12 protein-coding genes are annotated in these 12,351 nt (G+C 64.1%); 5 read left to right on the plus strand and 7 right to left on the minus strand.

The window, feature by feature from the left end:
* Positions 1-20: 20 nt before the first annotated feature.
* Positions 21-581, minus strand: a complete 561-nt coding sequence (locus ASD58_RS11635; RefSeq protein ID WP_373994446.1) for an outer membrane protein assembly factor BamE — start codon at positions 579-581, stop codon at positions 21-23.
* 73 nt (positions 582-654) lie between these two features.
* On the opposite strand from ASD58_RS11635, the gene fur reads away from it, so the two are divergent.
* The gene (gene fur / locus ASD58_RS11640) at positions 655-1,083 is read left to right on the plus strand and encodes a ferric iron uptake transcriptional regulator (RefSeq protein ID WP_057261336.1); all 429 of its coding nucleotides are present in this window, start codon (positions 655-657) and stop codon (positions 1,081-1,083) included.
* Positions 1,084-1,148: 65 nt separating this feature from the next.
* Here fur and hrcA read toward each other — a convergent pair whose 3' ends face one another.
* The gene (gene hrcA, locus ASD58_RS11645) at positions 1,149-2,159 is read right to left on the minus strand and encodes a heat-inducible transcriptional repressor HrcA (protein ID WP_057261337.1); all 1,011 of its coding nucleotides are present in this window, start codon (positions 2,157-2,159) and stop codon (positions 1,149-1,151) included.
* A gap of 4 nt (positions 2,160-2,163) precedes the next feature.
* A complete protein-coding gene (locus ASD58_RS11650) occupies positions 2,164-2,859 on the minus strand; it encodes an HAD family hydrolase (protein WP_057261338.1) in 696 nt (231 codons plus the stop codon).
* Between the two features lie 136 nt (positions 2,860-2,995).
* On the opposite strand from ASD58_RS11650, the gene ASD58_RS11655 reads away from it, so the two are divergent.
* From ASD58_RS11655 to ASD58_RS11670, 4 genes are all read left to right on the plus strand, one after another.
* Positions 2,996-3,604 (plus strand): hypothetical protein, encoded by a 609-nt coding sequence (locus tag ASD58_RS11655; RefSeq protein WP_057261339.1) that lies wholly within the window; start codon positions 2,996-2,998, stop codon positions 3,602-3,604.
* 12 nt (positions 3,605-3,616) lie between these two features.
* The gene (locus ASD58_RS11660; protein ID WP_057261340.1) at positions 3,617-4,195 is read left to right on the plus strand and encodes a hypothetical protein; all 579 of its coding nucleotides are present in this window, start codon (positions 3,617-3,619) and stop codon (positions 4,193-4,195) included.
* 239 nt (positions 4,196-4,434) lie between these two features.
* Positions 4,435-5,652 carry an O-antigen ligase gene (locus tag ASD58_RS11665; RefSeq protein ID WP_057261341.1) on the plus strand — a complete coding sequence of 406 codons (1,218 nt, stop codon included), beginning with the start codon at positions 4,435-4,437 and terminating at the stop codon, positions 5,650-5,652.
* Positions 5,649-6,743: a glycosyltransferase family 4 protein gene (locus ASD58_RS11670; RefSeq protein WP_057261342.1), complete on the plus strand. Its 1,095-nt coding sequence runs from the start codon at positions 5,649-5,651 to the stop codon at positions 6,741-6,743. Before ASD58_RS11665 ends, ASD58_RS11670 begins: the two co-directional genes overlap by 4 nt.
* A gap of 68 nt (positions 6,744-6,811) precedes the next feature.
* On the opposite strand, the gene rsmA is transcribed toward ASD58_RS11670, so the two are convergent.
* Genes rsmA through ASD58_RS11690 form a run of 4 tightly spaced genes read right to left on the minus strand, consistent with a single transcriptional unit; the run spans position 6,812 to position 12,349 of the window.
* The gene (rsmA, locus tag ASD58_RS11675; RefSeq protein WP_057261343.1) at positions 6,812-7,582 is read right to left on the minus strand and encodes a 16S rRNA (adenine(1518)-N(6)/adenine(1519)-N(6))-dimethyltransferase RsmA; all 771 of its coding nucleotides are present in this window, start codon (positions 7,580-7,582) and stop codon (positions 6,812-6,814) included.
* A gap of 12 nt (positions 7,583-7,594) precedes the next feature.
* Positions 7,595-8,665 (minus strand): 4-hydroxythreonine-4-phosphate dehydrogenase PdxA, encoded by a 1,071-nt coding sequence (pdxA, locus tag ASD58_RS11680; RefSeq protein WP_057261344.1) that lies wholly within the window; start codon positions 8,663-8,665, stop codon positions 7,595-7,597.
* Positions 8,666-8,681: 16 nt separating this feature from the next.
* Positions 8,682-10,085, minus strand: a complete 1,404-nt coding sequence (locus ASD58_RS11685; protein WP_057261345.1) for a peptidylprolyl isomerase — start codon at positions 10,083-10,085, stop codon at positions 8,682-8,684.
* Between the two features lie 26 nt (positions 10,086-10,111).
* The gene (locus ASD58_RS11690; RefSeq protein WP_057261346.1) at positions 10,112-12,349 is read right to left on the minus strand and encodes an LPS-assembly protein LptD; all 2,238 of its coding nucleotides are present in this window, start codon (positions 12,347-12,349) and stop codon (positions 10,112-10,114) included.
* Positions 12,350-12,351: the final 2 nt, after the last annotated feature.

The raw sequence follows: 12,351 nt of genomic DNA on the forward strand, positions 1-12,351 counted from the left end.
TTCCTTAATGCTCTTGAAACTTATTGCTTGGTGCCCGATTCCTGGCCGCCCGGCAGCGGCGCCTTGCCCGGCGCCAGGTTGCCCTTGGCATCCTCGGCCTTCTTGAACTCCTTGATCGGGCCGGCGATGCGCGCGATGTATTCCTGCTCGGTCGGCAGGTTGCCGCCCTCGAAGCTCGCCACCTTGTCGTCCTTGTCGAAGAACACCACCACCGTGCTGGTGGTCAGCTCGCCATTGCCCTTGGCCAGGCGGAACGGGTAATCCCAGCGCTGGCCGTGGAAGGCATCGGCCATCAGCGGCGTGCCGAGCAGGAACTTGACCTGGTCCTTGGTCATGCCGTTCTTGAGCTGGGCCAGCATTTCCCTGGAGACGAAATTGCCCTGCTGGATGTCGGGCCGGTAAGGCGAGAAGAACCAGAAGAACTTCTGCGTCTTGGTGATCTGGGTGGTCTGGGCCCCCTGTGAGGCTTCCACCGGGGCCACGCTGGCCGGCTGGCTGGCGCAGGCCGCCAACAGGGCGGCGGCCAGCAGCGGAGTGCTACGTTGCAACAAAGACAGCGGGGTCAAACGCATATTATGCATACCTCAATTCCGTGAGCAGAAGTGCCTAAAACGCTATATCATAAAGCACTTCCCGCAACTGACGTTAGCAAACATGAGTAACAGCCCCACCGACCTGAAGGCTTCCGGCCTGAAGGCTACCCTGCCGCGCCTGAAGATCCTCGATATTTTCCAGAGCAGTCCCGTGCGCCATCTGACGGCGGAAGACGTGTACAAGCTGCTGCTGGCCGAGAACATGGACGTCGGCCTGGCCACCGTGTACCGCGTGCTGACCCAGTTCGAGCAGGCCGGCTTGCTCAACCGCAACCATTTCGAGAGCGGCAAGGCGATTTTCGAGCTCAACGAAGGCTCGCACCACGACCACCTGGTCTGCCTCGATTGCGGCCGGGTGGAAGAATTCGTCGACGAAGAAATCGAAAAGCGCCAGCAAAGCATCGCCGCCGAGCGCGGCTTCAAGATCGCCGAGCACGCGCTGGCCATCTACGGCAGCTGCACCAAGCTCAACTGCCCGCACAAGCACTGAAAAATAAATGGGGACGTACCCCATTTTTCTGCGAAAAATAAATGGGGTACGTCCCCATTTATTTTTTAGTGGTTGCTGAGCGCGTTGGACAGCAGCCGCGACGTGATATCGACAATCGGGATCACCCGCTCGTAAGCCATGCGGGTCGGCCCGATCACCCCCAGCGTTCCCACGATCTTGCCGTTGGCCTCATAGGGCGCGGTCACCACGCTCATTTCATCCATCGGCACCAGCTGCGACTCGCCGCCGATGAAAATCTGCACGCCGGAAGCCTTGGACGACACGTCCAATAGCTGCATCAGCCCGGTCTTCTGCTCGAACAGGTCGAACATCGCGCGCAGCGAGCTCATGTTCGAAGACAGGTCGGCCACCGACAGCAAGTTGCGCTCGCCGGCGATCACCATGTCGTCGGCCGATTCGGCCATGGCCTCGCTGCCGGCCTCCACTGCCGCCTGCATCAGGCGCCCCATATCGTCGCGCAACTGGCGCAGCTCGTGCTGCAGGCGCCCGCGCACATCCTCGAACGACAGCCCGGAATAGTGCTGGTTGATGAAATTGGCCGACTGCTGCAACTGGGCCGGCGTGTAATCGACATCGGTCAGCAGGATGCGGTTTTGCACGTCGCCGCCGGGCAGCACGATCACCAGCAGCACCCGCTTCTCGCCCAGGCGCAGGAATTCGATCTGCTGGAACACCGACTCGTGGCGCGGCGCCACCACCACCCCGGCAAACTGGGTCAGCGAGGACAGCATCTGGGCCGCGTTGGCAATCAGCTTTTGCGGCTGCGCCACCTGCAAGCCGGCCTGCACCGCGCGCTCGTCGATATGCTGCACCGTCAGCAGGGTATCGACAAAGATGCGGTAGCCGCGCGGGGTCGGCACCCGGCCCGCCGAGGTATGCGGACTGGCCACATAGCCCTGCTCTTCCAGGTCGGCCATGATGTTGCGGATGGTGGCCGGCGACAGCTCCAGCCCGGAAATCTTGGACAGGGCGCGCGAGCCCACCGGCTGGCCATCGGCGATGTAACGCTCGACCAGGGCTTTGAGCAGGGTTTGGGCACGGATATCGAGATGCATAGGTCTATTCTGCCAACTGTTGTTCCAGCCACGCAAGCAGTTCATCAAGCGTGGCGCAAATCGCGTCCGGCTGTGGCGCGCCGTCCGGCAGCGCGGCGCCGCGCCGGTTCATCCACACCGCGCGCAGGCCGGCCGCCTGCGCGCCCGCCACGTCCAGCGCCAGGTCGTCACCGACGTACACCGCATCGTGCGGCGCCACGTCCAGCGCCTGGCAGGCGGCGCGGAAAATACCGGGCGCCGGCTTGGCCGCGCCGAAACGGGCGGCCGCCAGCGATACCTCGAAATGGTGGGCCAGGCCGATCACTTCGAGGTCGGCATTGCCATTGGAAATGGTGCCCAGTTGCACATGCTGGCGCAGCTTGAGCAAGCCCGGCAGCACATCGTCATACGGCGTCACCGCATTGCGCGCGGCGAAGAAATGGGCCATGGCGCCATCGACCTTGGCCGCATCCGCGCCGGCCGCGGCAAAGGCCGCGTGCAGGCTGGCGCGCCGCAGCTGGCCCAGGTCGACCAGCAGTTCCGGCCGGGCGGCCGCCAGGTCGGCGCGGTGCGCGCGCAAGGCCTCGATCGACCACTGCGCCGCCACTTGCGGCGCATGGGCCGCCAGCCAGGCATGCAGCGTCAGTTCCGCCTCGGCGATGACGGGCGCGATCGGCCACAGGGTGTCGTCCAGGTCGAACAGGATGGCTTTCGGCTTCATGGGCGCATTGTACCGCGCCGCGGTTGCAAGCTGTTACAAGGGAAAAGCTGGCCAAATCGGCTAAAGAAGTAGCAAATGCACTAAAATAGGCGCCGATTTGTCCGCGCCACGGGCGCAACCGACTGGAGAATGTGGAATGAAGAGTAAGTATCTGTCTGCCGCCGCCGCGCTGCTGTGCGTCGCCGGACTGGCCGCCTGCGGCGGCAAGGGCAATGGCAGCATCCAACTGGGCGTGAACGTGATCGGCATCGACCGTACCGGCCTGGTGCTGCAGAACAATGGCGGCGACGACCTGGAAATCACCGGCACCAGCAATGCCCAGTATTTCTTCAAGACCTTGATGGCCCCGGACGCGCCGTTCAGCGTGACGATCAAGACTACCCCGGACAATGTGAGCTGCGTGCTGGCCAACAATACCGGCAAGATCAATTACTACACCTACCTGCAAAGCACCGTGACCTGCACGCCTGACCCGTACCCGCTGGGCGGCACCATCAGCGGCCTGACCGGCAGCGGCCTGGTGCTGGCCAACGGCGCCCAGACGGTGGGCGTGGCCGCCAACGGCAACTGGCAGTTCGGCAGCCCGATCGGCAACGGCAGCGTATACGGTGTCACCGTGCTGAGCCAGCCGACCAACCAGACCTGCACCGTGACCGGCGGCACCAGCGGCAACGGCAGCGGCACCATCAAGGCCGACAAGACGAATATCAATGTCAACTTGACCGTGGTTGTTACCTGCAAATAAGAAAGAATCCAGATGAAAGCAAAATTCATTGCCGCGGCCCTGCTGGCGGTAGCCCTGGCCGCCTGCGGCGGCAAAGCCAGTTTCGCCATTGGCGGCACCATTTCCGGCCTGTCCAACAACGGCCTGATCCTGCAAAACAATGGCGGTGACGACCTGGCCGTCAATGCCGGCGCCACCACCTTCAGTTTCCCCAACAGCATCAGCTACGGCACCGAGTACAAGGTCACCATCAAGCAGCAGCCGGAGCACATGACCTGCGCCGTGATCGGCACCAGCAATATCGGTTCGGCCGGCCACACCACCAGCATCAATGTCGGCATTACCTGCGTGCAAAACAGCTATACCCTGGGCGGCACGGTGCAACACCTGACGACCGACGGCCTGGTGCTGGTCAACGGCAGCACCAGCGGCGGCATCACGGTCGCCAAGGGCGCCACCAGCTTTGTGGTGCCGGGCAGCATCCCGGTCGGCACCGCGTATGGCGTGACCGTACTGACCCAGCCAACCGGCCAGACTTGCAGCGTGGCCAACGGCAGCGGCGTGATGGGCGACGCCGACCGCGCCAACATCGTGGTGAGCTGCACGCCGTGATATAAGCAAATGGAATGACTGGAATTCCAAAAATAAATTGGAAAGATATGCCGCAACGCAGCATACTTACTCCCGTCTCCTCCACTTCTTAACAGAAATGGATTCAGCCCGCTCCCTGAGCGGGCTTTTTTTTTCCTCGTCGCCACCTGCGCCGCAGCCGTGCCAGCCTTGATGAGCGCGATATTTGTGAGCTATAGTCGCCTAGTTTCACGACCCAAGCGGCATAGCCGGAAAAACATATGACATCAGAAGGCTTCCAGGGCCAACCGGTAAAACTGCTGAATGCAACACAAAAGGCCTACGCGGCGGCATTCTTCTTCCTTCCCCTGTCCAAGGCATTGCTGTTTATCGCGCTGGGCATCGCCATCATCCTGTTTGCCGCAGGCGGCGGCTTCAGCCACGCCGCACGTTCCTGGCGCAGCCTGCCCTGGGCCAAGCCGGCGGCCATCCTGGCGCTCCTGCCGGTGCTGTCGCTACTGATCCACCCGGCCGGCCACAAGCCGTTTTCCCAGCTCGAGAACTGCTACTACTGGGTGATTGCCGTCATGACCTTCCTGGCCGCCAGCCAGGTGCGCGTGCTGCCCTGGATGCGCGCGCTGCTATGCGGGATCTTCGTCGGCTTTTGCTACGCCCAGCTGCCCTACAAGGGCTGGTGGCCGCTCGACCCGCCGTCCCTGATTGCCAATTACATCCTGTATTCGCAATTCCTGGCCATTGGCGTGGTCCTGCTGTCGATTCTTTACAAATTTGAGAGCAGCAAGGGCATCCGGGCCGTGTATGCGGCCGGCATCGCCCTGTTCTTCTTCGGCCTGAGCGCCGGCATGGGGCGCACCGGCATGTGGGTGGTGCTGGTCCTGCTGCCGTTCATCATCACCAACCTGTTCGCCAAGCAGAACCGGGCCAAGGCCGCCCTGCTCTGCGTGGCGGCCAGCGTGGCCCTGCTGATGGCCCCTAACGTGCAAAAAAGGATCAGGGACGCGGCCAGCGACGTGCAGCTGATGCAGCACAACGTCACGCAAACCTCGCTCGGCTACCGCCTCGAGATGTGGAAGACGGCCTGGGAAGTGTTCCGCGCCCATCCGCTGGTGGGCGGCGGCCCGACCGGGTTTGAGACCGCCTGGACCAGCCAGTCCCGGGGCGACGAGGCCAAGTCCTTCGTCGAACCGCACAATGCCTTCCTGTTCTACGCCTCGTTTTACGGCATCTTCGGCCTGCTGGCCCTGCTCTGGCTATATGGCGCGCTGCTCTGGACCGGCTGGCAGCAGCGCCGCTCGTTCGAGGGCCGCATCGTGTTTGCGTTTGCCCTGGTGCTGGTGTTGTGCAGCTTTACCAACACCGTGTTCATGGGGGCGGTCAGCCGTTCCTGGGTGATGATGTTCATCGGCCTGCAGGGCGCCCTGCTGTATGCCGCATCCGCGCCGGCCGCGGCACGCAAGTTGAAGGCAACCACCGCTTGAAACCAGAAAAACTCCACCTGCTGTTCATCTGCCCGACCGTGGCCGGCTATATTGGCGGCACCGAAACGGTGGTCAGCCAGTTCTGCCAGCGCCTGCGGCACAAGGCCCGGATTACGCTGCTGAGCGGCGCGCCGGCCGCCGGCCGCAAGCGCCTGTTCGACGTCGAGGGCGTCGAGTTGCTCACGCTGCCGTTTATCGCGCGCGACTCCAAGCTCAACCGCGTGCTCAGCAAACTCCTGATGACCAGCCGCTTCAAGATCGAGAGTTACAGCTTTTTCAGGGAGCTCGGGAAATCCGGCATCGAGCTGTCGCGCTACGACCGCATCGTGACGTTCTATGAAGCCGATGCCTACCTGCTGTCGAAGCGCTACCCCGCCTTGCGTGAGCGCTTGCGCCATTTCCTGCCCGGGGTATCGATGCGCGGATTCTTCCGCCAGGTGCCGGCCAAGGACGTGTTTTACCTGGGCTACCGGGCGGCGCAGAAGACCCGGCGCAAATGGGGCCTGGAAATCCAGTCGCTGCCGCTGGGCGTCGACGATGCGTTTTTCCCGGCCGGCCCGCCGCCCTACCCGGGCGCCAAGCGCTTGCTGTACATCGGCCGCCTGGATGGCAGCAAGAACGTGGATTGGCTGGCCGATTTCTTCCTGCAAAGCGGCCTGGCCCGGCAAGGCTACCACCTCGATATCGTGGGCGACGGTCCGCTGCTGGCCAGCATGCTGGCGAGGTACGGGCAGGAGCCCAGCATGACGTTCCACGGCCGCCAGCGCCAGGACGCAGTGATAGGCATCCTGCGCCAAGCCTTCCTGCTGCTGCATCCGACCGAGCTGGAGAGTTTTGGCCTGACCATCCTGGAAGGGATGGCGGCCGGGATTCCGGTACTGACGCACGGACTCGACAGCATCAAGGTCTGGGCCAAGGACCATCCGCGCTACCCGGCGCACCTGGATGCCGCGGCCTGGCGCAGCGAGATCCTGAAATTCGAACAGCCGGACTACTGGCGCAGCGTCAGCGAAGCCAGCCTGGAGTACGCCAAAGCCTTCACCTGGGACCGCGTGGCCGACCAGGTGCTGGAACTGACCGCCGCCCGCTAAGGTGAAAGTCGGGGTCAGCTCCGGCAATCGGACACTTTGTGTCCGATTGCCGGAGCTGACCCCGACTTTCAAACCGGCAGGTTGGCCAGCGCCACGTAGGCTTCCACCGGGACCGCTTCCGGCCGGTCTTGCGGATTGATGCCGGCCGCCACCAGCTGCGCTTCGGTGAACATGCCGGCCACGCAGTTGCGGATCACCTTGCGGCGCTGCGAAAAGGCTTTCTGCACCACGGCTTCCAGCCGCGCCTGGTCGCAGGCCAGCGGCTTTTCGATCGGGATCATGCGCACGATGGCCGAATCGACTTTCGGCGGCGGGTCGAAGGCGTCCGGCGGCACGATGAACAGCATGGCCATGCGGTAGCGCCACTGCAGCATCACCGACAGTCGGCTATAGGCCTTGGTGCCCGGCTCGGCCACCATGCGTTCCACCACTTCCTTTTGCAGCATGAAATGCTGGTCTTGCACGACGGGCGCGAACTCGGCCAGGTGGAACAGCAGCGGCGACGAAATGTTGTACGGCAGGTTGCCCACCACGCGCAGCTTTTTCCCTTCCGGCACCGGAATGTAGCCGAAGTCGAATTTCAGCGCGTCGCCGGCGTGGATGGTCAGCTTTTCGCGCGGGTAGCGCTGTTCCAGGCGCGCCACCAGGTCGCGGTCCAGCTCCACCACGTGCATGTGCGGCAGGGACTTGAGCAGCAGGTCGGTCATGGCGGCCAGGCCGGGGCCGATTTCCACCATGGTGTCGCCGGCGGCCGGCGCGATGGAATCGATGATGTCGCCGAGGACGCGGTCGTCCTGCAGGAAGTTCTGGCCGAAGCGTTTGCGGGCAATGTGTTTCATGTTCTGTCTTTCTTATTGGCTGGCCGGGTTGGCCTGCACCATCTGCAGCGCCGCTTGCAGCGCGGCCTGCATGCTGGAGCAGTCGGCGCGGCCCAGGCCTTGCGCCGCCAGGTCGAGCGCGGTGCCGTGGTCGACCGAGGTGCGGATCAGCGGCAGGCCGAGCGTGATGTTGATCCCGTGGCCGAAGGTGGCGTACTTCAGCACAGGCAAACCCTGGTCGTGGTACATGGCCAGCACGCAGTCGGCGTCTTTCAGGTATTTGTGCTGGAACAGGGTGTCGGCCGGGTACGGGCCGCGCGCGTCGATGCCGCGCGTCCGGGCCGCTTCCAGCGCGGGTGTGATGGTGTCGATTTCTTCGCGGCCCAGGTAGCCGTTTTCGCCGGCGTGCGGGTTCAGGCCCGCCACCAGGATGCGCGGCGCGGCGATGCCGAACTTGCCGCGCAAGTCGGCGTCGATGATGTCCAGCGTTTGCGCCAGGCTCTTTTGCGTGAGCGCGGCGCTGACGTCTTTCAGCGGCAGATGGGTGGTGGCCAGGGCCACGCGTAACGGCATGCCGTTGGCATCGCCGGCCAGCATCATCACCACGCGCGCGGTGCCGGTCTGCTCGGCAAAATATTCGGTATGGCCGGAGAACGGCACGCCGGCGTCGTTGATGGTGGATTTCTGCACCGGCGCGGTGGCTACCGCTTCGAACCAGCCGGCGCGGATGCCTTCAATGGCGGCGTCCAGCGTGGACAGCACGTAGCGGCCGTTTTCCTTGTCCAGCACGCCGGGCTGCACGTGGGCGCCGAGCGGGATGTCCAGCGCGCACAGGCGGTCGGCGCCGAAGTGCGGCAGGCCGGCATTGCGCGCCGCCATGGTGGTGACGGCGCTGATGCGGATCTCGGGGTCGATGGCCGATGCAGTCATGGCCAGGAAGGCGGCATCGCCCACCAGCACCGCATTGACCTGGTGCCGCATGGCCCATGCCGCCCGGATGGCGATTTCCGGCCCGATGCCGGCCGGTTCGCCGGTGGTGATTGCAATGACCGGACGGACTCCGGGGCGCACACCTGGGCGCCGTGCTTGCAGGTTGGCGCTCATGGTGTCCCCCGCCTGCTTATTTCAGCGATTCGTCGCGGAATTCGACGTAGGCGCGGTCGCGCACCTGGCGCTGCCAGTCTTCCACCGCTTCCACCAGCTTGCGCTCGCGCAGGGCGTTGCGGGCGGCGGCGCGCTGCTTCTCTTTCGAGACGTCGTCCGATTTACGCTCCAGCACTTCGATCAGGTGGTAGCCGAAGGAGGTTTCCACCGGCTCGGATACCTGGCCTAGCTTCAGGCCGTTCATGGCCTGCTCGAATTCCGGCACGGTGTCGCCCGGGTACAGCCAGCCCATGTCGCCGCCCTTGTTTGCGCTGCTGTCGTTGGAGAACAGGCGCGCCAGTTCCTCGAACTTGGCGGCCTTGTTGTCCAGGCGCTCCTTCAGTTCCAGCAGCTTGCGCTTGGCGTCGGCCGCGCTCATGGTCGGCGTCACCTTCAGCAGGATGTGGCGGGCGTGGGTCTGCTGCACGGTTTCCTGCGCGGCCGCATCGGCCATGCTGCGCTTGTCGACCAGCTTCAGGATGTGGAAGCCGGCCGCGCTCTTGATGATCGGGGTGTTCTGGCCCGGCTTCAGCTTGTTGAGCGCTTCGGCGAAGATCGGCGGCAGCGCGCTGCCCGGGCGCCAGCCGACGGCGCCGCCCTCCAGCGCGTCGGAAGCGTCGGAATAGGTGGCAGCCATCTTGGCGAAGTCGGCGCCGGTGCGCAGCTGGCGCAGCACTTCCTCGGCGCGCTTCTGGCGCTGGCCGATCACGTCCGCCGAAGCGTTTTCCGGGATACGCACCATGATCTGCGAGATATTCAGCTCGAACTGCTCGGAGGCAGCCGCTTTTTCGGCAGCGATGAAGTTGTCCACTTCCGCTTCGCCGATGGTGATCTTGTTGTCGACCTCATATTCGCGCAGGCGCTGCATGATGATCTCTTCGCGGATCTCTTCGCGGAAGGAAGAGAAGGTGGTGCCTTCCTTCTCCATCTGGTTGCGCAACTGCTGCACCGTCATCTTCTGCTGTTCGGCGATGCGGGCGATGGCGCGGTCGAGCATGTTGTCGTCGACCCGCACGCCCATTTCCTTGGCCAACTGGAGCTGGGCGCGTTCCACGATAATGCGTTCCAGCACCTGCTTGCGCAGTTCGGCGCTGTCGGGCAAGGCCAGTTTCTGCTGCTGCATGCGGGCCACGATGTTGGCCACGCGTTCGTTCAGTTCGCGCTGGGTGATCACTTCATCGTTGACGATCACGGCGATGGCGTCGATCGGCGCGTTGGCCGACTGGCCAGGCGGCGTGAAGCCCTTCGATGGCGCCGCCTTGGCGGCGGCCGGCGCGGCCGGCTTGGCAGTCTTGGCGTCCTGCGCCAGGACCGGGACGGCAAGGGAAGCACACAGCAGGGCAACAGCTAATTTGATCGGGTGCATATCTGAAACGCTCATGTATCAGTGTGGAGGAAATCGAAAGCTTAACGCACGCCTTCATTGACGCGACGATAGCCAGGGATGCTGTTTTTCAGCACCTCCAGCGGGTTGCCGAGACCGAGTTTGGACAAGCCGTTCAACTCCAGCTGGAAGAAGAACTGGGTCGAGGTTTTCTTGGCGGTGGTGACGAAGCGCTGCGCGCCCATGCGGAATACCCAGCAATCGCAGTTGTATTCCAGGCCCACCACACTTTCCAGCATCTTGTGTTCGCGCAGCGAGTACGACACGCGGCCCACGCCGAACCACTTGTCCGACAACGGCCACTGGGTCGACAGGTCGGCATTCTTGAAGCTGTCGCGCACATAGCGGTAGCCGGCGTTGATCACCTTGTAGGTGCCCGGCGTGTACTGCAGCGACATATTCGAGGTGGTGACCTTGCTGGTGCTCGGGTTGTACTGCACCAGGCTGTCGATGCCCCAGGAATTGGAGATGCGGCCAGTGGCCGCCAGCAGCAGGTCGGAACGGGTGCTGTTGACCGGCGTCGAATTGTCGATCTGCACGCGCTGGTCGGCGAAGTAGAAGCGCTGGCCGAACGCCAGGCGCAGGCGTTCCGCGCCACTCGATTCCAGGAAGCGCGACACCACGGCCGCCGTCACCTGGTTGGCGTCGCCGATGCGGTCGGAGCCGACGAAGCGGTTCTCGCTGAAAATCTGCGAGAAGTTGAAGGTGGCCGGCGCGGTGTCGAAGTTCGGGAACTGATCCTGCTTGCGGTACGGCGTATAGACGTAGAACAGGCGCGGCTCCAGGGTCTGGGTCAGCTTCTTGCCGCCAAACTTGGTGTCGCGTTCGAAGATCAGGCCCGAGTCGAGCGAGAAGGTCGGCACCGCGCGCTGCAGCGAGCGCGACGGGTCGGTGCCGAAGGCATCAAGCTGGTAGGCGCTGGCGTTCAGCATCACTTTCGGCGTCACGAAATACGAGGTGCCGATGATCGGGTAGCTGACCTGCGGCACCACCACCATGCGGTTGCCCTTGATCAGGTCCGGGTGCCAGAAGCGGGTCAGCTCCGAGTCGAGCTGCCAGTCGAAGCCGCCGACGTCATAGCGCGCCGCGTGCAGGTTGATGGCCGGCAGGCGGTCGTAGGGGCGCGACACGAACAGCGTCGGGTCGGCAGGCCAGCCCGGATCCTGCAGCACGTGGTACTTCTGGGCGCGCGCGGTCAGGCTCCAGAATTCGCCGCCGTAGTCGGTGCGCAGTTCCTTCAGCAACTGACGCTCGGACGACGAAGCCACCGTCTTGGAGAAGTCGTTCGGGTAGTTGTTGTCCGAAGCGGCGCGCAGGTTCCAGCCAAAGGTCCAGTCCTTGGCCAGGTTTTGCGTATGCACGGTTTGCAGTTGCCAGCGGTCGCGGTTGGCCTCCTTGTCGTTCGGCAGGTACTCGACCAGGGTGCGGCCTTCGTAATAGTTGCCGGCATCGGTTTCGCCGATATAGCGGCCAACGGCGCCCAGTTGCATGCCGCGCCGCGAGATATAGCGCGGGTACAGCGTCAGGTCGCGGTTGGGCGCGATATTGAAGTAGTACGGCACCAGCAGCTCGGCCCCGCCGCGCGAGGAATAGGACGGGGTCGGCGGCAGCCAGCCGGAGCGGCGCGCGCCCGACAGCGAGAACGACATGGCCGGCGTGCCCAGGATCGGCACGTCCTTGAAGTAGATCAGGGTGGCGCCGGCGGTGCCGACATCGCGGCCCTGGTCCAGGTTGAGCGAACGCGCCTTCACGTACCAGTCCGGGTTGGGGCCCTGGCAGGTACTGTAGGTGCCGTCCACCACCTGGGCTTCATCCTCGTTCAGGAAGTTGATGCGCTGCGCCTTGCCCTGGGCATTGTTGGTTTCGAGCTGGTAGGTCGGCTGCAGGGCGTAACCGCGCGCCGTTTCCAGGTTCAGCTTCAGTTCATCGGCCGTGTAATAGTCGCCGAAACGCCACAGGCGCACATTGCCCTTGGCCTCCAGTTCCTGTTCGACCTGCTGGAAGCTGGCCGAGTCGGCGGTCACGCGCGTCTTGTCGTGCACGACTTCCACGTCGCGCAGCAGGCGCAAGTCGCGCTCCGGGCGACCGGACATGTCTTCGGCGCGTACAGTGGTTGGAGCATTCTTGTCTTCCACATGCGGCGGGCGTTTGGCCGCGGCATGCGACTGTGCATGGGCGGACATCGCCGTAGTGGCGGCGGCAATGGCGGTCAAGGCGAACGCCCAGCGCTTGGAGTTGGGGGGTGCCAGGAACCGGGTCATGG

The sequence above is a fragment of the Duganella sp. Root1480D1 genome (assembly GCF_001427305.1).
Classification (GTDB): domain Bacteria; phylum Pseudomonadota; class Gammaproteobacteria; order Burkholderiales; family Burkholderiaceae_D; genus Rugamonas.

What these genes read in the sequence shown, in the direction of transcription:
- ASD58_RS11650 (WP_057261338.1), bottom strand. Translation starts at nt 2,859, where the DNA reads ATGAAGCCGAAAGCCATCCTGTTCGACCTGGACGACACCCTGTGGCCG.
- ASD58_RS11685 (WP_057261345.1), bottom strand. Translation starts at nt 10,085, where the DNA reads ATGAGCGTTTCAGATATGCACCCGATCAAATTAGCTGTTGCCCTGCTG.
- ASD58_RS11660 (WP_057261340.1), top strand. Translation starts at nt 3,617, where the DNA reads ATGAAAGCAAAATTCATTGCCGCGGCCCTGCTGGCGGTAGCCCTGGCC.
- ASD58_RS11665 (WP_057261341.1), top strand. Translation starts at nt 4,435, where the DNA reads ATGACATCAGAAGGCTTCCAGGGCCAACCGGTAAAACTGCTGAATGCA.
- pdxA (WP_057261344.1), bottom strand. Translation starts at nt 8,665, where the DNA reads ATGAGCGCCAACCTGCAAGCACGGCGCCCAGGTGTGCGCCCCGGAGTC.
- rsmA (WP_057261343.1), bottom strand. Translation starts at nt 7,582, where the DNA reads ATGAAACACATTGCCCGCAAACGCTTCGGCCAGAACTTCCTGCAGGAC.
- ASD58_RS11655 (WP_057261339.1), top strand. Translation starts at nt 2,996, where the DNA reads ATGAAGAGTAAGTATCTGTCTGCCGCCGCCGCGCTGCTGTGCGTCGCC.
- fur (WP_057261336.1), top strand. Translation starts at nt 655, where the DNA reads ATGAGTAACAGCCCCACCGACCTGAAGGCTTCCGGCCTGAAGGCTACC.
- hrcA (WP_057261337.1), bottom strand. Translation starts at nt 2,159, where the DNA reads ATGCATCTCGATATCCGTGCCCAAACCCTGCTCAAAGCCCTGGTCGAG.
- ASD58_RS11635 (WP_373994446.1), bottom strand. Translation starts at nt 581, where the DNA reads ATGCATAATATGCGTTTGACCCCGCTGTCTTTGTTGCAACGTAGCACT.
- ASD58_RS11690 (WP_057261346.1), bottom strand. Translation starts at nt 12,349, where the DNA reads ATGACCCGGTTCCTGGCACCCCCCAACTCCAAGCGCTGGGCGTTCGCC.